16 protein-coding genes are annotated in these 20,910 nt (G+C 61.3%); 12 read left to right on the top strand and 4 right to left on the bottom strand.

Annotated elements, in window-relative coordinates:
* Positions 1-105 precede the first annotated feature (105 nt).
* On the bottom strand, positions 106-1,188 hold the full coding sequence (locus tag LB518_RS16465; RefSeq protein ID WP_224578610.1) for a substrate-binding domain-containing protein: 1,083 nt from the start codon (positions 1,186-1,188) through the stop codon (positions 106-108).
* A 236-nt stretch (positions 1,189-1,424) separates the two neighbouring features.
* A complete protein-coding gene (locus tag LB518_RS16460) occupies positions 1,425-2,357 on the bottom strand; it encodes a dihydrodipicolinate synthase family protein (RefSeq protein ID WP_224578609.1) in 933 nt (310 codons plus the stop codon).
* Positions 2,358-2,605: 248 nt separating this feature from the next.
* On the opposite strand from LB518_RS16460, the gene LB518_RS16455 reads away from it, so the two are divergent.
* Both LB518_RS16455 and LB518_RS16450 read left to right on the top strand, forming a co-directional pair.
* Complete coding sequence (locus LB518_RS16455) at positions 2,606-4,438, top strand: acyltransferase family protein (protein ID WP_224578608.1); 1,833 nt, start codon at positions 2,606-2,608, stop codon at positions 4,436-4,438.
* A 42-nt stretch (positions 4,439-4,480) separates the two neighbouring features.
* The gene (locus LB518_RS16450) at positions 4,481-5,362 is read left to right on the top strand and encodes an SMP-30/gluconolactonase/LRE family protein (RefSeq protein ID WP_224578607.1); all 882 of its coding nucleotides are present in this window, start codon (positions 4,481-4,483) and stop codon (positions 5,360-5,362) included.
* A gap of 33 nt (positions 5,363-5,395) precedes the next feature.
* Here the strand turns inward: LB518_RS16450 and LB518_RS16445 are convergent, their stop codons facing one another.
* The gene (locus tag LB518_RS16445) at positions 5,396-6,703 is read right to left on the bottom strand and encodes an NtaA/DmoA family FMN-dependent monooxygenase (protein ID WP_224578606.1); all 1,308 of its coding nucleotides are present in this window, start codon (positions 6,701-6,703) and stop codon (positions 5,396-5,398) included.
* A gap of 730 nt (positions 6,704-7,433) precedes the next feature.
* Between LB518_RS16445 and proS the strand changes: the two genes are divergently transcribed.
* The 9 genes from proS (at position 7,434) to LB518_RS16400 (ending at position 18,407) form a co-directional block, all read left to right on the top strand.
* Positions 7,434-8,753 (top strand): proline--tRNA ligase, encoded by a 1,320-nt coding sequence (gene proS / locus LB518_RS16440; protein WP_224578605.1) that lies wholly within the window; start codon positions 7,434-7,436, stop codon positions 8,751-8,753.
* A 61-nt stretch (positions 8,754-8,814) separates the two neighbouring features.
* A complete protein-coding gene (locus LB518_RS16435; RefSeq protein WP_224578604.1) occupies positions 8,815-10,083 on the top strand; it encodes a lipoprotein-releasing ABC transporter permease subunit in 1,269 nt (422 codons plus the stop codon).
* The gene (locus LB518_RS16430) at positions 10,080-10,808 is read left to right on the top strand and encodes an ABC transporter ATP-binding protein (protein WP_224578603.1); all 729 of its coding nucleotides are present in this window, start codon (positions 10,080-10,082) and stop codon (positions 10,806-10,808) included. Before LB518_RS16435 ends, LB518_RS16430 begins: the two co-directional genes overlap by 4 nt.
* Positions 10,805-11,089, top strand: coding sequence for a TM2 domain-containing protein (locus tag LB518_RS16425; RefSeq protein ID WP_224578602.1), 285 nt, complete (start codon positions 10,805-10,807; stop codon positions 11,087-11,089). Before LB518_RS16430 ends, LB518_RS16425 begins: the two co-directional genes overlap by 4 nt.
* A gap of 249 nt (positions 11,090-11,338) precedes the next feature.
* Positions 11,339-12,460 (top strand): glycosyltransferase, encoded by a 1,122-nt coding sequence (locus tag LB518_RS16420; RefSeq protein ID WP_224578601.1) that lies wholly within the window; start codon positions 11,339-11,341, stop codon positions 12,458-12,460.
* 527 nt (positions 12,461-12,987) lie between these two features.
* The gene (locus LB518_RS16415; protein ID WP_224578600.1) at positions 12,988-14,334 is read left to right on the top strand and encodes a UDP-glucose dehydrogenase family protein; all 1,347 of its coding nucleotides are present in this window, start codon (positions 12,988-12,990) and stop codon (positions 14,332-14,334) included.
* A 236-nt stretch (positions 14,335-14,570) separates the two neighbouring features.
* Positions 14,571-14,804 carry a hypothetical protein gene (locus LB518_RS16410; RefSeq protein WP_224578599.1) on the top strand — a complete coding sequence of 78 codons (234 nt, stop codon included), beginning with the start codon at positions 14,571-14,573 and terminating at the stop codon, positions 14,802-14,804.
* 65 nt (positions 14,805-14,869) lie between these two features.
* Positions 14,870-16,903, top strand: a complete 2,034-nt coding sequence (locus tag LB518_RS16405; RefSeq protein WP_224578598.1) for a glycosyl hydrolase family 28-related protein — start codon at positions 14,870-14,872, stop codon at positions 16,901-16,903.
* Between the two features lie 88 nt (positions 16,904-16,991).
* Complete coding sequence (locus LB518_RS16400) at positions 16,992-18,407, top strand: hypothetical protein (RefSeq protein ID WP_224578597.1); 1,416 nt, start codon at positions 16,992-16,994, stop codon at positions 18,405-18,407.
* Positions 18,408-18,703: 296 nt separating this feature from the next.
* Here LB518_RS16400 and LB518_RS16395 read toward each other — a convergent pair whose 3' ends face one another.
* The gene (locus LB518_RS16395; RefSeq protein WP_286198732.1) at positions 18,704-19,318 is read right to left on the bottom strand and encodes a putative colanic acid biosynthesis acetyltransferase; all 615 of its coding nucleotides are present in this window, start codon (positions 19,316-19,318) and stop codon (positions 18,704-18,706) included.
* Between the two features lie 426 nt (positions 19,319-19,744).
* Here LB518_RS16395 and LB518_RS16390 point away from each other — a divergent pair, with 426 nt between their 5' ends.
* Positions 19,745-20,908, top strand: coding sequence for a glycosyltransferase (locus LB518_RS16390; RefSeq protein ID WP_224578596.1), 1,164 nt, complete (start codon positions 19,745-19,747; stop codon positions 20,906-20,908).
* The last annotated feature ends 2 nt before the right edge of the window (positions 20,909-20,910 follow it).

Here is a 20,910-nt window from a genome sequence, read left to right as displayed (position 1 = left end):
AGGAGCCGGGACGAATTGGCTGGATTGCCGGGTCAAGCCCGGCAATGACAAGACTGATGGCGGTCCAAGGCGACCCGCGCGAAGCACGGGCCGCCAGGGTGATGCTCAGTTCTCGAAGCGCTTGCCGACGAGATCGACCGTGTCCTTCGTCACGAGCTGCGCGCTCGTGTCGAGATTGGCGGCCGAGACGCCGCGGTCGATCTGCAGATAGAGCTGGGCGACGGGCCAGAAGCCCTGCAGGAACGGCTGCTGGCCGAGCGAGCCGGTCAGCGCGCCGGTGCGGATCTGCTCCTGCTGCTTCGGTCCGAGGTCGAATCCGAAGGCGCAGATCTTGCCATTGAGCTTCAGCTGCGCGACCGCGTCGCCGAGCGCCGGCGTCACGAAGCCGTTGGCCGCGAAGCCGCCGACAACATCGCCGCGGGATTCAATGAGCGAGACGACGGAATTGGTGATGTCATCCTTGTTGACGTCGATGCCGATATTCTCCGGGCCCGCATCAACCTTGAAGTCGTTGAGGCGGCCGGCATCGTTCAGGACTTTCACGGCCGCTTCGAAGGCTGCGGTGACGCGGCGGTTGACTTCCTCATTGCCGAGCGTCGTCGTCGACGGGAAGATGATCGAGCCGCCCTTGGCGCCGCTGTCGAGCACGCATTTGGCGAGCGCTTCGCCGCCGATCGATGCCGCCGACGAGAGCTGGCCGGTATGGCTGATCTGCGAGCGGTTCAGGATCTTCGGATCGAACGAATTGGTGGTCGCGACGGGGATGCCGTTGGCGAAGGCCTTCTTGACGATGTCGTCATAGGCACCCGACTGCGGCGTCGTCATGATCAGGCCGTCGATCGTCGGATCATTGATCACCTGATTGAGGATCTCGATCTCGCGCGGGATATCGTCGACCGGCGCTTCCGATCCGAGCTTGATGAGATTGATGCCGAAGGCATCGGCGGCCACCTGAGCGCCGACATAGGTCGGGTCAAAGAAGCCGTTGCCGGCGGTATGGGTGATGATCGCGAAGGTCAGCTTGCCGTCCTTCGAATGAAAGTTCTTGGTGGTTGGAGCTTCCTTGGCGGCGTCCTGGAAGCTGTAGCCGCCCACGGCCTTGTCCAACGAGCCGGACTGGGCATAGGCATAGGTGCCAACGAGCGAGACGGCCGCGCCGAGCGCGAGCGTCTTCATGAGCTTGGTCATTCTTTCCCTCCCGAAAGATTCCCGGACGTTTCCTCCCCGTCCAAGACGGCGCAGCATATTCAAGGGTTTGAAATGTCGCAACGGTCGTTCCCGGTTCAGCCGGGTATTCGAAAGCGTTATTCGTATGATCAACTCGGCGTCCGGCGGCCGTTTCTATTGCGGCGCCGTTTTTTCTCTGTGCATCTGCAAGATGAGCTTGGATAAACTTTGTGCGCTGCAATGGATGGCCGCGTCTATCAGCCGTTTTCTCGCCGGCTGGTGGCGCGGAGGTGTCTTGCAGCCGTTTCGATCTCGGCGAGGGTCGAGGCGTCGTCGATATTGGCGAGAAACGGCGCCAGCGGTCCGGTTTCTGCGATGTCGGCGAGGCGCACGGCCTCGTGCAGCACGCGGATCGGCGAATAGGCATCGCGCAGATCCTCGAGCGGCAGGAAATGCGCCCGAAGCTCGGCCGCGGCGCGGCTGTCGCCGCCTTTCAGGGCATGCAGGATCGCCGTTGAGAGGTGAGGGGCGATGCACACCGATCCAGAGGTGAAGCCGGCAAGGCCGAATCCCTCGAGATGGGCGATCACCGGCCGTTCGCCGATGCCGCTGACGATCCGTTCGGCCGAGCCGACAGCGTCGAGCATGGCGGCGAGCGTCGCATCGACGGCCGGATCGGCGTGGACGACCGCGTATTTCAACGCCCAGACGGCGCCATCCTCGATGAGTGCGGCGAGATCGCGCGGTGCGAGATAGCACTCGGCCCGGACATAGGCGATGAGCGGCCGCCCATAGCGGTCGGCGAGACGGCGCAGCCCTGTCGCGACACCGGTTGGCGTCGTCGCGGTGCTGGCCGGAAGCAGCATCGCGGTCGGAAAGTCGCGCTCGCGCAAGACATCGATCTGGTCGCTCGCCTTGCCGTAATCGGCGCCGATCGAGGGGATCGTCCAGCCTTCGTCAGGGGTGACCTGTTCCAAGAGATCGAGCAGCGCGCTGAACTCACGCACGCCCATATTGTAAAGATTGGCATTGCCGCCGAACAGGAATGTCGAAACGCCGCCAGCCATCAGCCAGTCGATGAGGCGGGCAGTCTCTGTTACGGACAATGATCCGCCGGCCGAGCGCGGCAGTGGCGGAACACTGATGACAGATCGCGCGAGATCACCCGGCTCAACCGGATCGGTTTTCATGGGGCACCCTCAACATCTGGCGATAGTGTGCCACGCGGTTATCGCGGGTCAATCGCTCGTGCGCCTGAGGCCGGAACTGCTCCGCATGCGCGGTTGCTGACGGTGTCGGAACGGGTAAGGTCGGAGGCGTCAGCTTGACCGGCCTATGCTGCATGTGCGAACATCCCGACAATACTGTCTGCTAAACTATTGGTTCAGTTCGGTTTAGTATTGGCTGTTTGCAATCATTGTTTTTGGGAATTGTGCCGATGGCCATCAAGTACCGTTCTGATATTGATGGCCTCAGAGCGGTCGCGATTGTTCCAGTCGTTCTATTCCATGCCGGAATCGCCGGGTTTTCGGGTGGTTTCGTCGGTGTCGACGTCTTCTTCGTGATCAGTGGTTATCTGATCAGCGCCATCCTTATCCGTGATGTCGAAAGCCACCGTTTCAGCATTGCCGGCTTCTATGAGCGTCGTATCAGGCGCATCGCGCCGGCTTTTTTGGCCATGCTGCTGTTCGTTCTCTGCGCGGCGCCACTGTATCTGCTGCCGAGCGAACTGAAGACCCTGCCGAGAGAAGCCATCGGCGCACTCTTCTTCTATGCCAATATCGTCTTCTATCTGAGTTCGGGCTATTTCTCGGCTGCAGCCGACGCGAAGCCGCTGCTGCACACCTGGTCTCTCGGCGTCGAGGAACAGTTCTACATCTTCGCGCCGGTAGTAATCTTCCTGGTGTATCGATTTTGCCGTCGCCAAGCGCCGGCGATCTTTGGCGCTGGTGTCCTGATATCGCTGGCGCTGTGCATCTATCTGACGCCGTCGAAGCCGGCTGCGGCCTTTTACCTGCTCCCGACCCGTGCCTGGGAGCTGCTCGGCGGCGCGTTGCTGGCGACGGGTATCTTCAATTCCCTGCGCAATAGACTGCTTTCCGACCTGTTGGCGGCATTGGGCCTGCTGCTCATCCTTGTCGCTATTTTCCTTTTCACCGATTCCATGCCGTTCCCGGGCTGGCGGGCGATCCTGCCGGTGCTCGGTTCCATGCTCATCCTTCAGTTCGGCGACGGCACGCTGGTCGGCAGACTGCTGTCGCTTCGGCCGATGGTCTTCATCGGCCTCATCTCATTTTCGCTATATCTGTGGCACTGGCCGCTGATCGTATTTGCCCGCGACAGCCTCCTTCTCGACACGCTCGCCGGCCGGGTGGCTATCGTCGTCGTGTCTGTGGTGATCGCGATCGTGTCGTGGCGCTTCATCGAGACACCCTTTCGCGACCGCGGACGGGTCGGATCGAGGCCGCTCGTTATCGGCAGCGGCGTTGTTGCTGCGGCGTTGGCCGTCATGGCCTATGGCATTCACACGACCAATGGATGGCCGAGCCGTTTCTCGCCCCAGATCGTCGCCTATGACAATTCTCGCGGCGATATCAGCCCGGATCGTGGGCGCTGCCACGTATCCGGTGGCCTGCGACCGGCCGATAAGCTGTGCCGGCTTGGCAACGGGACGCCGCATGTCATGCTCTGGAGCGACAGCCATGGCGTGGAGATCGCTTATGCTCTGGCCGAGGCCGGCCTGCCCCTGATCGAAGCTACCTATTCCAGTTGCCCACCGATGCTCGGATTGATGCGCGCCGAGCGCCCACAATGCGCGACGCAAAATGCCATGCTGCTCGACTATCTCGGCAAGACGCCGACGATCGACACTGTCATCGTCAGCGCGCGCTACATGTCGCCTGAGATCGTAGCCGGGGTGGCGGATGTGGTGGCCAAGCTGCGCGCGTTGCAGAAGACTGTAATCGTTATCGGCCCGATGCCGAATGCGCGCGTGGATGCGCCGAGCACCCTGGCTTCGGGACGCCAGCCTGACTTCATCTATTCCGGGATCGAGGAAGATGCGTTCCGCAGGGCCTTCGCGCCGGGGCAAGAGATTGTATTCCCGCAAGACCTCTTCTGCAAAAACGAAACCCAGTGTTCGCTGGTGCATGACGGGTCCGTCATTCTGTTCGATGATCACCACATGAGTCTCAGCGCGGCACGACAACTTGCGCGATGGATGATGCCGCAGATACAGCCCGCTCTCCTCGCCGCGAGGGCATCGGACTGACGCGTCCAGTTGCCCGTCCGAACAGCAGAAAAGGCTTCCCCCATGCACGAACTCAGCCTCAGCCCGCTCATCCCGACGCTTCACCGTCTGGCTGAAACGCCTGTTTACGATGACCGCAACGACCGGATTCTCTTCTGCAACATTCCGGAGGGCGAGATCCACGGTGTCGACCTCAAGACCGGAGAGGAGCATATCTGGCGCTTTCCGGAGCTCGTGGCTTCCTATGGGCTTTGCGAGAGCGGTCGTTTCGTCGTGGCGCTGAAGCATAGTGTGGTGCTGTTCGATCCTGCGACGGGGAAGAGCGAGCCATTGGTCTCCGTCGGTGCCGACACGCCTTCGGTGCGGCTCAACGATGGCAAGGTCGGTCCGGACGGCGCCTTCTGGGTGGGCGGCATCAACGAAGCGGCCGATCGCGCTGCGGCCGCCGTGCTCTACCGGATCGATTTCTCAGGAAACGCTGAGACTAAGGTCGAAGGTATCAAGGCCTCCAACGGGCTCGCCTGGACCGCCGACGGCACGACGATGTTCCATACCGATACGCGCGGACCGTGGATCGATCGCTGGCGTTTCGATCCGGCGACAGGCGCGATTTCGGAGCGGACGCGGATCGCGGAGCCGAACGACGCCATGGGTCGGCCTGACGGCGGCGCGACCGATATGGAGGGTAATTACTGGAGCTCCGGCATCTCGGCGCAGAAGCTCAACCGCTACGCCCCGGATGGCAGGCTGATCGAGAGCTTTGATGTTCCGGCGTCGCCGACCATGCCTTGCTTCGGCGGCGCTGACGGCAAGACGCTATTCGTCACCAGCCTGCGCGATGGCCGTTCGGACGAGCAGTTGGCCCGTTATCCGCTGTCCGGAACCGTGTTTCAGGGGCGTGCGTTCGTTGCGGGCGTGCCCACCTTCCGTTTCCGTGACGTCTAGGGAAGGCGGCCGCTTCTCTGCAAGCGGCGGCTTTCAGAATTCCTTGAGCGTCGTGCGCAGCGTCGGCTGCGTATAGGCGGTCCGCACCAGTCCTCGCCGCTGCAAGGCGGGGACGAGACCCTCCGTGACTTCATTGATGTAGCGGCGGTTGATGCGGTGGAACGGGGCCGTGATCAGGAAGCCGTCGCCGCCGACGGCGTCCATCACCTCGCCCATCCGTTCGGCCACCGTGTTGGACGTGCCGATCAGTTCGATCGAACCGGACATGCCGCCATCGATGGCGAGCTGGCGCAGCGTCTTGCCGGAGCCCAATTGCTGGAACTTGTCGAGCGAACCCTGCTCGCCATTGGTGACCAGTTTCTCGGGCAATGGCTTGTCGAGGTCATAGATCGAGAAATCGATATCGGTGAAGGAGCCGAACAGCGCCAAGGCGCGCTCGACGAACTCGGGCGAGTTCACCGCCCGGTCCGTCCGGGCGCGCGCTTCCTCGACCGTGTCCGCAAGGATCGGCGCGGCGAGGAACAGGATCTTGATTTCGTCGGGATTGCGCCCGATTGCCGCCGCGCGGGCGCGAACGTCATCACGATAGGCCTTCATGCCCTCGATGCCGTTCGCGGTGGCAATGATCGAATCGGCGTATTTCGCCGCGAAGGCCCGGCCCTTTGGCGAGCCGCCGGCCTGGACATAGGCGGGGCGTCCCTGCGGCATCGGCGCTGTGTTCAGCGGTCCGCGCGAGGAAAAATACTGCCCCTTGAAATGGATTGGCCGCACCTTGCTGAAATCGGCATAGGTGTCGGTCTCGCGGTCCATGACGATGGCGTCGGGGTCCCATGAGCCGAAGAGCTGGCCAACGAGCTGCATGTATTCGTCGGCCATGTCATAGCGAAGCTCGCGCGGCGGCAGCTTCTCCAGGCCGAAATTCTGGGCCGCCGTATCTTCGCCTGATGTCACGATGTTCCAGCCGAACCGGCCGCCGGATATGTGGTCCATCGTGGCGGCGAGGCGGGCCAGCAGGAAGGGCGGATAAGCGAGTGTCGACATGGTCGTGACGACGCCGAGATGCTGCGTGGCGGCCGAGATCAGCGCCGCCAGTGGCAACGGATCGTGTTTCGGCACCATGATCGCGTTCTTCAGATAGGCTTCCGTCGTGCCGCCCCAGGCCTCGGGCAGCATCAGCGTGTCTTCGAACATGATGTAGTCGAAGCAGGCGCGCTCGAGGGCCTTGGCCATCTCAACGTAAAATTTGCCATCCCAGGGCTCGCCGCCGGACGCGAACGGATCGTTCCATTCATCGACGCCGAAGGTCGTGAACCATCCGAGATGGAAGCGATTGCCCGTCATGTGTCGGAAGTTCCCAGCTGCACGGTCTCGTGCAACAGGATGGAATGGCGGGAAGAGGCTGCAAAGACTAGATATTCAGCAACCATTGCCTCGAATGGAACCGGCGTGCGGATCGCCCTCCGTCAGGGCGCGCGGGCGCAAGGCCGGCCGACGGAAAGGCTCGATGCAACCAGAAGTTACCTCGTCGATCCGGTGCGCATGCGAACTCTTGCAAGCAAGTCTTAAGGATAGTGCAAGTTGATCGGTCAAGCTCCGGACAATAAAAAAAGCAAGGCTCTTGCGAGCCTTGCTTTGTATAGTTCGCGTTCTACCCCTTCCGTGCCGGGCATTGTGCCCGAGGGCATTCGAATTGATTATTCGAACCCGGCGGCTGCAGCCTTACGGCGCGCCAGAAGGGGAGCTTCCTCCCAAGACTTAGACCGCGATGCCTGTTGGTGGGACCGTGCTTATATTTGCCGATCCCTTTCTTATGGTCCGGGACGTTATCCAATGCCGAGGGGCTTGTCATCAATTTGTGCAGCCGTCGCCCACTTTTTTTGCGACAACATGGCTGACCTTAGCAATCGGTTCTCAAGGATGGTGCGGCGCCTTCATTCCAGTGCAACGCGGGAAGCCTCGGAGCCTGCTGCATTCCTGGTCATTTTGCTGACGGGCAGAGCCGGTTCTCCTTGTAATCGCCACCGTTTATGGCTTGATGTCGCCCGTTCGACTCGCCCGGAGCCTTTTCCTGATGCGCCTTTCCCGGTCCTTCCTGCCTACGCTGCGCGACACCCCCAAGGAGGCGGACATCGTCTCCCACCGGCTGATGCTGCGCGCCGGTCTCATTCGCCAGCAGGCGGCAGGCATCTATTCCTGGCTGCCGCTCGGAAAACGCGTGCTCGCCAATATCGAGCGCATCGTGCGGGAAGAGCAGAACCGAGCCGGCGCGATCGAGGTGTTGATGCCGACGCTGCAGTCGGCGGACCTTTGGCGGGAAAGCGGACGCTACGACGACTATGGCAAGGAGATGCTGCGCATCAAGGACCGGCACGAGCGCGAGATGCTCTATGGGCCGACCAATGAGGAGATGATCACCGACATCTTCCGCAGCTATGTGCGCTCCTACAAGGAATTGCCGCTCAATCTCTACCACATCCAGTGGAAGTTTCGCGACGAGGTCCGCCCCCGCTTCGGCGTGATGCGCGGCCGCGAATTCCTGATGAAGGATGCCTATTCCTTCGACATCGACGAGCCGTCGGCGCGGCGCGCCTATAACCGCATGTTCGTCGCCTATCTGCGTACCTTCGACCGGCTCGGCGTCAAGGCGATCCCCATGCGCGCCGATTCGGGGCCGATTGGCGGCGACGCGACCCACGAGTTCATCGTGCTGGCCGCCACGGGCGAAAGCGCGGTGTTTCTCGACAAGGAAGCGCTCGATTCGCCCATTCCCGGCGCCGATACGGATTTTTCGGGCGACCTGACGCCGATCGTGTCCGCATGGACGACCAAATATGCGGCGACCGAGGAGATGCACGACAAGGCGGCGTTCGAGGCGATTCCGGAAGAGCGTCGGCTTGAGGCGCGCGGTATCGAGGTCGGCCAGGTCTTCTATTTCGGCACCAAATACTCGACGCCGCTCGGCGCCAAGGTGACCGGGCCGGATGGCGCCGACCATGACGTCCATATGGGCTCCTATGGCATCGGCGTATCGCGGCTCGTGGCCGCCGTTATCGAGGCGAGCCACGACGACGCCGGCATCATCTGGCCTTCGAGCATCGCGCCCTACCAGGTCGGCCTCATCAATCTCAAGGTCGGCGACGCCAATACGGACGCCGCATGCGATGGCCTCTACCAGCGCCTCATGAATGCCGGAATCGAAGTCCTTTACGATGATGTCGATGGCAGGGCCGGAGTCAAGTTCGCGACCATGGACCTGATCGGACTGCCCTGGCAGCTGATCGTCGGTCCGAAGGGGCTTGCGAATGGCGAGGTCGAGCTGAAACGGCGCGCGACGGGCGAGCGTGAAACGCTTACACTCGACGCTGCGGTGAATCGGCTTGTCGCGGGCTGACCGCGACCTGCCGTAGTCGGCTGCAAGGCGCGATCCCCGCGCCTCTCGGGACAGGACTTAGATGGCGGAGCCGACAGGCACGAGGCCGTTTTCACCGTTTGAATGGATGCTCGCGGGGCGTTATTTGCGCGCCCGCCGACGCGAAACGTTCATCTCGATCATTGCCGGCTTTTCGTTCATCGGCATCATGCTCGGTGTCGCGACATTGATTATCGTGATGGCCGTGATGAACGGCTTTCGCGGCGAGCTGATCGGCAAGATTCTCGGCGTCAACGGTCACATGATCGTGCAGCCGACGGATACGCCGTTCACGGATTTCGCCGATGTCGCCAGTCGCATCGCGATGGTCAAGGGCGTGAAAGCCGCGATTCCCTTCGTCGAAGGGCAGGTGCTCGCTTCTGGCGCTAGCAATTCGAGCGGCGCGCTGGTACGCGGCGTGCGCGCTCAGGATCTACCCAGCTTGCCGGGCATGTCGTCCAATATCCGGCAGGGAACGCTCGACAATTTCGATACCGCCGGAGGGGTCGCGATCGGTACGCGGCTCGCGACCGCGCTTGGCCTTACGATCGGCGACAAGATCACGCTGGTCTCGCCGCGCGGCGCGGTGACGCCGATGGGCGTGACGCCGCGGGTGAAGGCCTATCCGATCAATGCCATTTTCGAGATCGGCATGTCGGAATACGACTCGTCCTTCGTGTTCATGCCCTTTTCCGAGGCGCAGCTCTATTTCAACCAGGACGACAAGGCGACGGCGATCGAGATCTATCTCGATGATCCCGAGCAATCCGGCGCGCTCAGATCGGCGATCGAGACGGCCGCGGGTCGCCCAGTTCTGGTGACGGACTGGCGAGAGCGCAACATGACGTTCTTCTCGGCCCTCGAGGTCGAGCGGAACATGATGTTCATGATCCTGACCCTGATTGTCCTCGTCGCTGCGCTCAACATCATCTCCGGCCTCACCATGCTGGTGAAGGACAAGGGGCATGACATCGCGATTCTCCGAACGATGGGCGCGACGCGCGGCGCGATCCTGCGCGTCTTCTTCATAACCGGCGCGGCAATCGGCACCTTCGGCACGTTGTTCGGGGTCATTCTCGGTACAATCGTCTGCTGGAATGTCGAATCGATCCGGCAATTCGTGTCCTGGCTGACGCGGACCGAAATCTTCTCGCCAGAACTCTATTTCCTCTCGCGCTTGCCGGCGAAGATGGACGGCACCGAGGTCACCAGTATCGTGCTGATGGCGCTCATCCTCTCCTATCTCGCCACCATCTATCCCGCCTGGCGCGCCGCCCGGCTCGATCCCGTTGAGGCATTGCGATACGAATGAGCCAGCCAACGACCACCACGGATCGGCGCATCGAGCGTCGCTCGGCCCCGCCGCCGGTCCTGCGCCTCAAAGGCATTGAGCGGCATTATCGCGAGGGTACCGGCCGGCTCAGCATTCTCGACGGCGCCGAACTCACTGTCGCGCCGGGAGAACTGGTCGCGCTGGCCGCCCCGTCGGGAGCCGGCAAGTCGACGCTGCTGCATATCGCGGGGCTGCTCGAGAAGCCCGACAAGGGCGAGGTGCTGATCGACGAGGTACCGGTGAGCGTTGCCAGCGACGCCGAGCGGACCTCGATCCGTCGCATGAAGATTGGCTTCGTCTATCAGTTCCATCATCTCCTGCCCGAATTCACAGCGCTCGAGAATGTGATGATGCCGCAGCTCATCCGCGGCCTCTCCAAAGCCGAGGCCGCCAAGCGGGCGAAGGAGTTGCTATCCTATATGCGGCTCGGCGAGCGCATGCAGCATCGGCCGTCGGAGCTTTCGGGCGGCGAGCAGCAGCGCGTCGCCATCGCGCGCGCCGTCGCCAATGCGCCGCGGCTTCTGCTGGCCGACGAGCCGACCGGCAATCTCGACCCGACGACCGCCCATTATGTGTTCGACGCGCTCTCCGCGCTTGTGCGGGCCTCGGGTCTCGCGGCGCTGATCGTCACGCACAACATGGAACTCGCCGAGCGCATGGACCGCCGCATCACGCTTCAGGCTGGCAAGGTCGTGGAGCTATGAGCCCCTCGACCGAGCAGCAGCTGCTGATCGAGGCGCGCGTCGCGAATAACGGGCCCAATATCGTCGTCGCATATCTCTTCTGGTTCTTTCTGTGGTTCGTGTCGGCGCATCGGTTCTATCTCGGCCGGCCGGCCAGTGCCGTCCTGCAGATCCTCAGCTATTTCATTCTCGTCGGCCTTGTCTGGATCCTCGTCGATATCTTCCTGATCCCCGGCATGGTCCGGGCGAAGCAGGATCGGCTGCGTGCCGACTATGCGGCGACGCTCCGGACCGCCATCTGACACCGAGCGGTCCAGGCGGGCAGCGCCGAGCGTCAGTCGCGCGTTCTCTCCTCCACGTCGCATTGTTCAGTGCCGGGCGCTTGCGTTCCAGGGCCTGGTCAATGCTAGTATGTTGCGGTGCAACGTCGATGGTGCGGAGCAAGCCGTCGGTGCGAGGCGATCGTCTCGAAGGCCGGTTAGAAATGCAGAGCGACTGGCCGTTTCGCGCCACACGAGACGTGCGCCGGCGCTGATCACAGAGACTAAGGCATGACTTCGAAAATACGCCTCGGACTTCTGACCGCGCGGGTATCGCGGGCCGGCGGTGGTGTCTATGAGGCCGTGCTGCACCACGCAAAGGCGATGCTGGCGACAGGCGAAATCGAACCTGTCGTCTTTGGCCTTGAGGACGAGTTCACAGCCGAGGATGCGTGGCGTCTGCAAGGGATCAAGGTTGTCACCTCGCCGATAAAAGGGCCGACGATATTTGGCTATGCCCCCGCGATGCTGGGCGCTCTTCGCCGTGAGCGTCTCGACCTCCTGCATCTCCATGGCATCTGGATGTATCCTTCGATGGCTGGCGAGCGCTGGGCTTCCGCTTCGGGCCGACCCTATGTGATTTCGCCTCATGGCATGCTGGATCCCTGGATCCTGTCGCGCGGTCGAGCAAAGAAGGCGGTGGCGAAGGCGGTCTATGAAAACAAGAGCTGGAAACGAGCTCGTCTCTTCCATGCGCTGACCGAGGCCGAGCGTCTCGACATTGCCAAAGCCGCGCCTCGCGCCGACATCAAGGTGATCGCCAACAGCGTCAAGTCGCCCGAGGGTGACGCCCAGCCGACAGCAGCGCGGAAGGCGTTCATCTATCTCGGCCGCATTCATCCCAAGAAGAATGTCGGCGGGCTCGTAAAGGCCTGGTCCGCCCTGCGCGGGGAGCCTGGTATCGAGAACTTCGTCCTCAAAATCGCGGGCTGGGGCGACGACGACCACGTGGCGAGTCTCCGAGCCGATATTGCTGATGCCGCTGACCCTTCGATCGATTTCGTGGGGCCGCTCTTCGGAGAGGCGAAGGAAGAATTCCTGCAGAGCGCCCGTTTTCTGGTCCTGCCATCCTTCAGCGAAGGCCTGCCCATGGCAATCATCGAGGCGTGGGCGGCATCCGTGCCCACCATCATGTCCAACGAATGCAATCTGCCGATTGGATTTGCCACTGGCAGCGCAATACCCAGCGGTTGGTCGCCCGACGAGATCGCATCTGCCCTGCGCAAGGCGATCGCCCTTGATGAACCAGCTTGGCGAAAAATGTCCTCGAATGCCAAACATCTTGCTGATGAAAGCTACTCGCCGAGGGCGATCGCTGAAGAATGGCTCAAGACTTATCGCTCGTTGATTTAATGCCGTATAATTGGCTTTAGATCATGATGATAGGTTGCGCGAACCTGTTCTTGTCTTTCGAGCGAAACCCGTCGGAGCGTTAGCGGTCTCTTTGAAAATTCTGCAATCAAATCGATCCTGATCGCCAAAATGCGCGCTGAGCAAACTATTTCGTCCGATTGTTCGGTCTGGCTTATCCGCATCATGCGCTGGTTGTCCGAACCAGACGCAGCGGCTGACGATCCTGTGCGTTTCGGCGGGCTGTTTGCTCTCGGCTCTTGCCGCCTGGGCTTGCGCTTTCGCTATTTTGACGAGGCGGACCTAGCGGTTTGGCGGACTTGAGATCGCCTACCCTTTACTCTAGCGTCGGCGCCTCAATCGATGAGCAGACGAACGGGCGTTTATTTTTGCGATGCGGTATGCTCTTGTGCATTGCACTGTTTCCGATCAAAATTAGGCTGAATGCGATCGGGGCCAAATACGGCATGCCGTCGAGCCGCGCAGTCGGGCTCACGGCGATCCCGGATGTGAAGAGAGGTTGAACGGTCGTGAAGATAGCGATGATCGGGTCCGGATATGTCGGGCTGGTTTCGGGGGCTTGCTTTGCCGATTTCGGGCATAGCGTCGTTTGCATCGACAAGGCTGCCGGCAAGATCGAGGCTTTGAAGCGGGGCGAAATTCCGATTTACGAGCCGGGTCTCGACGGGATTGTAGCGGAGAACGTCGCGGCTGGACGCCTTTCGTTCACGACGGATCTCGTCGAGCCGGTTGCAGATGCGGACATGGTCTTCATTGCTGTCGGCACGCCGTCGCGTCGCGGCGACGGACATGCGGACCTGTCGTATGTATACGCGGCGGCGCGCGAGATCGCGCTGGCGATGAAGGGTTTCACCGTTGTCGTGACGAAGTCGACAGTTCCAGTCGGGACAGGCGACGAGGTCGAGCGGATCATTCGCGAGACCAATCCCGAGGCGGATGTCGCGGTTGTTTCAAATCCTGAATTCCTCCGCGAGGGCGCGGCGATCGCCGACTTCAAGAAGCCGGATCGGATCGTGGTCGGGATCGAGGACGAGCGGGCGCGCGAGCCGATGGTCGAGGTTTACCGTCCGCTCTATCTCAACTACTCGCCGATCGTCTTCACCTCGCGCCGTTCCTCGGAACTGATCAAATATGCGGCGAACGCGTTCCTGGCGATGAAGATTACCTTCATCAACGAGATCGCGGATCTCTGCGAGCAGGTAGGGGCGGATGTGCAGGCCGTGTCGCGTGGCATCGGGCTGGACAACCGGATCGGCTCGAAATTCCTGCATGCGGGGCCCGGCTATGGCGGCTCCTGCTTCCCGAAGGATACGCTGGCGCTGGTCAAGACGGCGCAGGACCACGGAAGTGCCATCCGGCTAATCGAGACGACGGTCGCGATCAACGACCAGCGCAAGCGGGCGATGGCGCGCAAGGTTGTCCAGGCCTGCGGCGGTGACGTCCGTGGCAAGGTGATCGCGGTTCTCGGGCTGACCTTCAAGCCGCGTACGGACGACATGCGCGAGGCGCCGTCGCTGTCGATCATCCAGGCCCTGCAGGATGCGGGCGCAAGGATCGTTGCGCATGACCCGGTTGGAATGGAGGCGGCGAAGCCGCTGCTCGACGAGCGAGTTTCCTATGCGGCAAGCCCCTACGAGGCGGCGGCGGGTGCGGATGCACTCGTGCTGATCACCGAGTGGGATCAATTCCGGGCTCTGGATTTCGGACGCCTGAAGGAGGCGATGACCGCTCCGGTGATGGTCGACCTACGCAATGTCTATAGTCGCGAGGACATGGCGCGGCACGGCTTCAGCTACACTTCTGTCGGCCGCGGCGCCGATGATCACGGTGAAGTTCTCGAGGCCGCTGCGGAGTAGCCGGGCAGGCGGGCAAAGACTCGGCGAGCGGATGGGTCTTCGGGCGCCCCGCCGCCGAGAAATCTGTCTTGTTGGCGAGACGGCTTCCCGCGGTATGCAATACGGACTGACCACGAATATGCCGCGCCTTGGAGCGGGCAAAGTCTCAGAATTGCCGCCTTTCTGGGGATCTCAGGAGAGAATGCCCGGGCGGGTTTCTGGCCCAAGCGGGCGGGCGACGGTTCCGAAGGAGCGACATGACTGGAAAGGACCCACGCGTGATCGGTCCAGCAGGCCATGAAGTCGAGAGCCTCGGTCCGACCCGCCGCGCAGCCTTGGCCGGCATCGGCATAGCTGCTCTTTCGGTCCTCTCTGGATTAACGCCGGGGCCCGTCTCGGCCGCCATGTTGGGATCAGACTTTCTCGTCGATGAACATGGCATGGTCCTCACGGACGAGCACGGCGTGCCCTTTGACGATATCGATGGTTGATCTGCTAGCGCTGGACATCCGGCTCCGCTGGCGAGCCTTCACAATCCCGAAAGGCAACACCTGATATGGCAAAGCTGTCCGACAAGCCGACTGCCACGCTGGCCGCTCTAGTCGGGCTGGATGAGGGCGGGAATGTCCGCAGCATGCCCGTCATCGATACGGCAGCCTCGCTGAAGTCTATCAATCTGCCTCCCGACCTCGCCTGGTTCCAGACCGCCGGCTATCATCGTCCGGCGGATGGCGGAGCGGCCCGTTATGTCCGAGCGGAGACCGAAGGCCACCTGGTCTCCGCTGATGGCGCCCGCTGGCGGGTTTCCGAACTCGAGCCGAATGTCCGTATGTTCGGAGCTGTGGGCGACGGCGTTGCGGATGATACTGGAGCGATCGAGGCGGCCCATGCCTACTGTACCCAAACGCGGTATCCGGCGGCCAAGGGCATCATCAATCTCATCGAGACGGGGATGCCCCTGTTCTTCCCGCCAGGCCGCTACCGCTATTCGGGGGCAGGCCTGGTCCAGAACGGCGGCAATGTTGTTCTGTCAGGCAGCCCTGGATCCTCAACGATCCAGATCGACGGCGATATCTACTTCCTGACGGCGAGCGGCGTCATCCTGAATTCCCGCGTCTCCAATCTCAATTTCGTCGGCGGACGGGGCGCCGTCACGTATACCAACAGCGGCCAGAACGTTACCGGCTCGCACGTTTTCGAGGATTGCAATTTCGCCGACTACTCGGTCTGTGCAATCGGGAACAACGCGACCGACCATCCTTATCTCAAGGTTCGAACCTGCTTCTTCTTTGGATCGGTCGCCGGCGGCACGATTGGAATCGCCTGGGGCGGGTATCTCGATTCAGTCACGATCGAGGATTGCTCCTTCCTGCTCAATGCCTACCACCTGAAGCTCGGCCCTCGGCTGGGTGGCTCGGTCAACATCATGAAGAACGATTTCCTGGCGTTCAGGAAGCACATCCGGGCCGCCGATATCTGGATCGTGCCGAGTGTCATGGATGTGAACTCGGGCGCGGGCATCGTGATCGCGCAGAACAAATTCGGAAACGAGAATCTCTCGCCCGACCAGCCCAGGATCCTTATCGCCCCTGACATCGACGGCAACGCGGATCGTCCCGCTCGCAAACCGGCCGAGGCTTGGATCGACAAGAAAGCGTTTGCCCGCGGTATCGTCCTTCGAGAGAACCGCTTCGACGGTGTGTCCAAGATGACGTCGCCGGTCATCAAGAGCTTCACACCCTTGGTGAACGCGCTTGAGTGCACGCGCAATTATTTCGGCGGCGGCATTCACACCTATCTTTGCGAGTTCGTCTCGCCACCGGGGTACAGCGGGCTGACCGGTCCCTCCGACCCGAAGTGGACTGTCGACCTCGGTTCGTTCTCGATCCCGTTCTCGCGTGATATTTCGAACCGCGCCGTTGGCGTTACGCTCGATCCGATGTCGATGATGCCCGGTGCGAGGTCGGCTCTTTTGCATCCATCAAGCAGTGATGATTTCGGTTTCATACCTTTGCTGAGCATCGATCGCGGACGAGATCACTTCGTCGAATTGTCAGCCGCGACGGGTAGCGCGGCAAGCGAAGGCACTGCTGGCGACTCCGTTCCAGTCGGGGGCAGACCCAAACCCGTGCTCGACGAAGAACTTGATTCGGTCATGAGTGGCCGCGCCAGTTGGCTCGATCTCGACGTCAGATCGATGGACAACAGCGCACCCTCGATCTTTACCGTCTCGATCGTTCATCGCGACACCCGCGTCCTGGCGCTGCGCCGAAGGATCCGCGTCGACACGGAATGGCGCCGGATGCGAATTCCTTTTGTCTTTCCGGAGTCGGGTAGCGCGGCAGGCTGGCGCGTGGTCGTCCGGCCTAATGGCCTGTCTCCCGCTTGCGCTATATCGCTTGCCCGCATCTATCACGGTAACGCGCCAGTGGCCTCCGACAATGTCCGCACGCTTGGCTCCGGGGGTTGGGACGGAGGCCACCTGGTGCTTGGCGATCACCATTTATGGGTGGATGGGCAGGGCGCATTGCGGATCAAGACCGGCGTGCCGACGTCCGATCGGGATGGATATCAAGTCGGTTCACGTTGATCGAAGGGTTTCAACGGCTAGCCGCCCATGCGAAAATAAGCGCCAAGTCCGGCAGCCAGCTGGACGCCCAACGCGACAGGAAGATGTCTTGGAAACAGCCGTCGTCATGGTGCTGCTCGCGATCCAGATCGCGTACATCTCGCTCTCTGTGTCTCGCTTTGGATTCGCACCCTTCCCGACGCTCGCGGTAGTCTATCTGTTCGTTGCGCAGATCTCTTTGATCGCTGTGAAGTGGGAGATCCTTGAATATCCATTTCTGCAATATTATACGCGCGGTGGATATATAACTTACTTTATGCCTGTTATTTCTGTATATTTTGCGATCTCGTCTGCAGTAATGGCCATATTCGCCAAGGACATGCGGACACATCAATCGACCAAATTCGCGGCGCAGCAAATCGACGTTCGACAGATCGATCGGCTGCTTCCTGCGGTGAATTTTGGTTTCGGCGTTTTCATGGTGATCTATGTATTCATCATGGTATTAATTCTCGACTGGTCGATCGTCTGGTCAAATTCGGTTTATCTCCTGATGACCCGGCCGAACGATGTGGTAACGGTCTCGGGGGTAGGTTTTCTCCTCAGTCTGATGCCGTTCGCCGCTATCCTTGCGGCAGTCCTCGCGGCTATCAATATCTCGCTGTCAAGAACGGCGTGGGGGATATTCTTCGGCGTAGTCGCTTTAATGGGGACGTTTTATTATATTGGTGCCCACCAAAGAGTTGCGCTGCTGCCGCCCGTTGCGTTCTTCGTCGTGCTTTCGGTCGTCGGACGGAGGACACATCTCTTTCTGCGTTCACTGAGCGCGGTGCTGGCGGTCTTTTCATTGACGTCTGCGCTAGCCGGCCGCGGTTCCGGCACCCATGGGATCAGTACGATCTTTGATGCTTTTGTGAGGGCGGTCGGGAGTGACCTGCTCGATACGGCGTCGTCGCTGATGCTCAACTTGACTGAGGGCATCTTCGTCGTGGCCGAGAGCCTGGTCGGCGAACCCGTCTACCCGCTGCTTTACAAGATTCTCAGTTTTTCTCCTCTGCCCTCCGTCATTGATAATTTCCAGAGCATCAGCCGGGTCAGCCAGGTGCGCATAACCCGTTATGTGCCGTATTCTGGCTATGTGGAACTCTATAATTTTGGAATTGTCTTTCTGTTGGCATTCGTTCTGTTCTTTTGGATATCCATCAGAATTTACAAGAATGTACTCAAGAGAAATCAATATATAGGGCTCGCTTGCGGATTTCTAATCCTCCTCGGTCTGATTCAGCTCTTTGCCTATCCGCTGCGCAATGGCCTCAAGCCGTTGTGGATTGCCGATATCGTCGGAGTAGGGGCGCTTTTGTACTATCGAGGGCGCAAGACCGCCGAGCCACAACAGGCAACGCTCGATCCAGGGCTTCAGCGCGCGCTTGTGCGGCGCGATGTTCCCTTGCCGACCAGGCCTCTGCCCGCTGGGCCTCTGTCGGCGGCTCACCGCGGCGCATCGTTACCACGCCGTCGTATCTGAAGAGATTCAGCTGCAGCAGGGGAGTGAAGCCCGGAGCGGCGAGGTTGCTTCGGAGTTGGGCTCTAATTCAACATGCGTGACCTGATTGGGCATCGGAGCCCCAATCCGTGGTCAGGACAAGTCAGCCTGTCGCATGTTCAAGGCGCGGGCGAGCTTCACGGTGGAAAGTCGTAAGTGCGAGGCTCCGATCACCACGCGGGGCTGGTTGCCCGATTGCCGCGGAGCGGAGCCATACAGGTCCATCCTGTCCATCGAGCCGCTGTGAGCAACTTGTCTTTGCCTATCGGCCTGCTGACTCAGGCGGTCGTCGGTCGCGGTCCTCGGATTTTCGCCGGATTGCCGTTGGCTTCCATTCCGGGCGGGATGTCCTTCAGAACCAATGATCGGACCCCCACCACCGCGCCGCGGCCGATGGTGACGCCGGGAGCGACAAAGACGTCTGCCGCCACCCACGCCTGATCCTGAACGACGACCGGCGCAGTGCGCATGGCGAAGCTCGGGTCGGCTCGGTCGTGCCAGCCTGTGCACAGATAGCTCCGTTGCGAAACGACGGCATCGGCTCCGATCGTAATGCGGCCGAGGGTATAGAGCTCAACATTGTCGCCGATCCAAGAGCTATCGCCGATCTCAAGTCGCCATGGATAGGTGACGCGGACCGAGGGGCGGATCAGAACCCGATCACCGATTTTTGCGCCGAAGACGCGAAGAAGGAGGCGGCGCCAGCCGTAAAGAAATTGCGGAGAAGGGTTGAAGAGCAGCGCCTGGACCAGCCACCAGAGCTGGGTGACCAAGGCGGAGCGCCCGCGGAAGCCTGCTTCAAGGCGAAAGCGGGAGAGGTCCTGATAACGATGTGTCAGCGGGTCGATGGCGGCGGCGTCGGGGGAGGTCTCCGCCATAATCTTCTCGGTCATCGGCCTACTCTCTTCATGCGTCTGTATCGGATGTTAAGACCGATCCCGCAGCGCAGCAAATACGATGCCGTTTCGGCAGAGGCGCGCCCTCGGCAAGCCCCCGGCATCGCGCCAAGGGGGCTCAAAAGGTCGTCCATACGAGGGTCATTTTATGCCTGGATTCGGTATGTCCCGACTCCAGATCATGCCATCGAGGGCGTGCTTTCCAACGCTTTATGCCATGCTGGGGCCATCGCGGTCGAGCCTTGCTTGCGGTGCAACATTTGGTGACGCAACTTATTGCATCGCGGTATTGCCTTCAGCCGGGCATTCTGCAAAGCATGGGGTGACTTCGGCTGCCGGCTTGGCCGATGAGTTGTTCAGAATCGTGCCAGTGCACCGAAAGGCTTAGCCCAGGCCCGATATCTCAATGCAGAACAGGACGCTATGAAGCTCGTCATCTGGCACAATCTCTTGTGGTCCCGCTACAAGGCCGGCGTGTTTTCAGCGCTTCATCGCCTGTCCGCCGCCCGTGACATCGACGTGTTCGTCCATCAGATCGCCGAGACGGCGGCCGATCGGGCGGTGCTGTCGCCCGTAGACAGGGCTTGGCACGATTACGACTACGACGTGCTTTTCCAAGGCAACTATGCGGCCGTGCCGCGCGTCGAGCTCTTCCGCAAGCTGATCAGCATGACCTTCAAGTCGCATGCGGACCTGGTGATCCTTGCCGGGTTCGAGCGGCCGGAATATTGGCTGCAGGCCCTGACGCTGAAGCTGCGCGGCAAAAGGTTCGCTGTCTTCTGCGATTCGACCTTGAACGATAACCCTCAGTCCGGCCTGAAGAGTGCCGCAAAACGGCTGTTCTTTTCGATGTGCAGTGGGGTGTTCTGCTATGGCGAGCGCAGCCGGGAATATCTGATCTATCACGGCGTTCCGAAGGAGCGGATCTTCCAGCGCCGCCAGGCCGCCGCGCTGCCGCGCGACTACACGCCTGAAGGGGCGCTCAACGCCCGCGTCGCCGCAATGGCGAAGGCCGAGGTGCCGCGGTTTCTCTATGTCGGCCGTCTCGCGGCTGAAAAGAGCCTAGACACCTTGCTCAAGGCGTTCGCCATCTCGTGCAAGACGCTCCCGAAAGCCAGGCTGGCAATCGTGGGGAAGGGCCCTGAAGAGAGCGCGCTCCGCGCGGAGGCGGAGCGGCTCGGCATCGCCGAAATGGTCGAATTTGCCGGCTCCAAGTTTGATCAAGACCTCACCGAGGAATATCAAAAGGCAACCGCACTGGTGCTGCCGAGCCTGAGCGAGCCTTGGGGGCTGGTCGTCAACGAGGCTCTTTCCTTTGGGTGCCCGGTTGTCGTGTCTGAACGCTGCGGCTGTGTGCCCGAATTGGTTGTCGACGGCGTGACGGGCTTCGCCCATCCATGGGGCGACACCGCCGCGCTCGCGGACCGGATGTTGCTGGCGGTGAGTACCTTCGCCGATCCAGAGGCCACCGCACGCGCCTGCATCGGCCATATGGCGGGCTTTACCCCTGCGGTCGCCGCAACGGGAATTCTCGATGGGGTTGACGTCATCACGAAGCGCGACATGCCCCGCGAGGTCGTCGCTTGATA

The organism is Mesorhizobium sp. BR1-1-16 (assembly GCF_020165495.1).
Taxonomy (GTDB): Bacteria; Pseudomonadota; Alphaproteobacteria; order Rhizobiales; family Kaistiaceae; genus Kaistia.
This window is presented reverse-complemented; position numbering and strand designations above follow the sequence as displayed.

What these genes read in the sequence shown, in the direction of transcription:
- LB518_RS16465 (WP_224578610.1), bottom strand. Translation starts at nt 1,188, where the DNA reads ATGACCAAGCTCATGAAGACGCTCGCGCTCGGCGCGGCCGTCTCGCTC.
- LB518_RS16460 (WP_224578609.1), bottom strand. Translation starts at nt 2,357, where the DNA reads ATGAAAACCGATCCGGTTGAGCCGGGTGATCTCGCGCGATCTGTCATC.
- LB518_RS16455 (WP_224578608.1), top strand. Translation starts at nt 2,606, where the DNA reads ATGGCCATCAAGTACCGTTCTGATATTGATGGCCTCAGAGCGGTCGCG.
- LB518_RS16450 (WP_224578607.1), top strand. Translation starts at nt 4,481, where the DNA reads ATGCACGAACTCAGCCTCAGCCCGCTCATCCCGACGCTTCACCGTCTG.
- LB518_RS16445 (WP_224578606.1), bottom strand. Translation starts at nt 6,703, where the DNA reads ATGACGGGCAATCGCTTCCATCTCGGATGGTTCACGACCTTCGGCGTC.
- proS (WP_224578605.1), top strand. Translation starts at nt 7,434, where the DNA reads ATGCGCCTTTCCCGGTCCTTCCTGCCTACGCTGCGCGACACCCCCAAG.
- LB518_RS16435 (WP_224578604.1), top strand. Translation starts at nt 8,815, where the DNA reads ATGGCGGAGCCGACAGGCACGAGGCCGTTTTCACCGTTTGAATGGATG.
- LB518_RS16430 (WP_224578603.1), top strand. Translation starts at nt 10,080, where the DNA reads ATGAGCCAGCCAACGACCACCACGGATCGGCGCATCGAGCGTCGCTCG.
- LB518_RS16425 (WP_224578602.1), top strand. Translation starts at nt 10,805, where the DNA reads ATGAGCCCCTCGACCGAGCAGCAGCTGCTGATCGAGGCGCGCGTCGCG.
- LB518_RS16420 (WP_224578601.1), top strand. Translation starts at nt 11,339, where the DNA reads ATGACTTCGAAAATACGCCTCGGACTTCTGACCGCGCGGGTATCGCGG.
- LB518_RS16410 (WP_224578599.1), top strand. Translation starts at nt 14,571, where the DNA reads ATGACTGGAAAGGACCCACGCGTGATCGGTCCAGCAGGCCATGAAGTC.
- LB518_RS16405 (WP_224578598.1), top strand. Translation starts at nt 14,870, where the DNA reads ATGGCAAAGCTGTCCGACAAGCCGACTGCCACGCTGGCCGCTCTAGTC.
- LB518_RS16395 (WP_286198732.1), bottom strand. Translation starts at nt 19,318, where the DNA reads ATGACCGAGAAGATTATGGCGGAGACCTCCCCCGACGCCGCCGCCATC.
- LB518_RS16390 (WP_224578596.1), top strand. Translation starts at nt 19,745, where the DNA reads ATGAAGCTCGTCATCTGGCACAATCTCTTGTGGTCCCGCTACAAGGCC.